This window comes from Candidatus Ruminimicrobium bovinum (genome assembly GCF_902760015.1).
Taxonomy (GTDB): domain Bacteria; phylum Elusimicrobiota; class Endomicrobiia; order Endomicrobiales; family Endomicrobiaceae; genus Ruminimicrobium; species Ruminimicrobium bovinum.
Genome location: NZ_CACWEU010000193.1, coordinates 1 through 2117 on the forward strand (window position 1 = coordinate 1; position 2117 = coordinate 2117).

The 2117-nt window shown below is 31.7% G+C and carries 1 pseudogene; it reads left to right on the forward strand.

Annotated elements, in window-relative coordinates:
- Positions 1-2117 (forward strand): annotated as a pseudogene (locus ACMUOV_RS06490) (hypothetical protein); the annotation flags it as partial.

The window sequence follows — 2117 nt, forward strand, 5'->3', positions numbered from 1 at the left end:
AAGCATATAAAGGGGAGAAGATATTTAGCGGGGCGAGTTGTTCGACAAATGCATTACAGAGTGTATTATTGCCGATAAGCGAAAACGGCAGGATACAATCAGTTCGTTTCGGCGGAGCCCATTCAAGGACAAATTCGGAAGGGGATAAAGATTACGGATTTGAGCCGCATTCCAGCGGAGCATTTAAAGCGACGGTAAAATTACCGGGTTTACAATATTTGAAAGGACAAATAATAGGGAATGTAAACAGAATAAGCGATGTAATGGACGGTTCGATACTTGATGTAACAATACAATTGGAAGAGCCGATAAAAGGCGGAGCCGAAGAAGTAAATGAAATATTAAAGCAGGCAAGCCAAGGGAAATACAAAGGAGTATTGGGATACGAAGAAGGGCAATTAAAAGTAGCAAATATAGTTGGAAGGACAGAAGCCGGAGTAGTGCAGGCAAATCAAACAATGGTAAGTGCAGACGGGAAAACGGTTCAGCTTGCGGTATGGTATGATAACGAAGTGGGATATGCTAATCAATATTTGGATTTGTCCGTATATGCAAACAAACAAAAACAAATGAAACAAGATGTTATAGATTTATTGGAAGAAATCGGACTAAATACAATAAGAATGGGGTTAAATAAAGATTCCGTTACATTAAAAGACGTATATAAAATATTAAGGAAAGAAGTTCTTAATAATGAGAATAGAATGAAATTGGTAAAAAAACAAGCGGAAGAAGGGCTTAAACATAATGTTAAAGTTACGGCACAAGCAGTACTTGAATTAGCTGAAGAAGAGGAAATAAAACCTGAACGAGAATCTACGGTAAAGTCGGAAAAAAATAATTTTGCCAAATTCTTTGAAAGCGGTGTATATTTCTTAAAATCGTTTGTTAACGACATAACGGGAACGGTTAATGACAATATTGTTTATGTAGATTTGGTTTATGTTGAAGATGATAATATTCCTCAACAAAAAAGAGTTGTTTTTGATGAGGAAAATAACAAAGTAACATTATACATTTCCGTTTTGGAAAATGAAGGCGTTCAATTGCCGAAAAAAATAAAACCTACACCTTCCGGTATAAAAAACAATGCAAGACCGGTTTATGTGGATAAAGCAACGGGGATAATTTATGTTACACCTCAACAAAATATCGACGAAATTACATCGGATTTGTCATTGATATTAAATAATTTCGGAGTTAAAAGTAATAATTTGTCCGTGGTTATTGCAGATGATAAGTCCGATTTAAAAGTAAATAATGACGGAGTAGTAAAAACATCCGTTGATTTTGTGTCTGCTGCAAGAAACATTGTTAAAGCTTTAACCGGGGTTATGAACAGGAATTTGGTTGTTATGCTTGAAGGCAAAAGAGAAGATATAGATATGCAACTTGATATAATTGGAAAAATAGGGAACAAAACAATAAGTTTACCGGCTGAATATTTTGATAGAAAAGATGAGTATGTTATTAAAAGTTGTATAAATAATTTAGCTCAACACGGGATAAGTGCAATAATAGAATATAACGAAACAAATACTAAAATAAAAAATGCTTATAAATTAGGTTTTGCGGGACATATAATAACATCCGTTGACGGAAAAGGTGTTAAATCCATTACGGAATACGAAAATTATTCGTTAAATGAAAAAATTGATGTTCAAAATAATTGCCGTATTTTGCCGGATATTGATTCTCTTAAACAATTTAACAACATTAAATCAAGTAATGAAACTGTATTTATTAACGGTGCAATTTTAAAAGAGTTTGTTAAAGGAAGAGATTTCTTACAGGTAAGGCAGTTATTAAACGGTTTGGTTATAAATTTCGTTCAATTCTTCAATGAAAACATTGATGAAGATTTAATAGAAAATTTTGTATTTGAATTGCCAAAAGAAAATATAATTGAACTTACCGGAACAGATGAAGAAAAAGAGAAAAAAATTAACGGTTTAAGAGAAAAACTTAAAAATAATGATATGGAAACAATAAGGAAAGAATTAAAAATTGACGAAATAAATGAACTTAAATTATTTGAAAATAAAATAAAAAATTTGGCAGAACAGCAAAATAAAAATGAAAAACAATTATTAAAAGTTTATTATGAAACAATATTG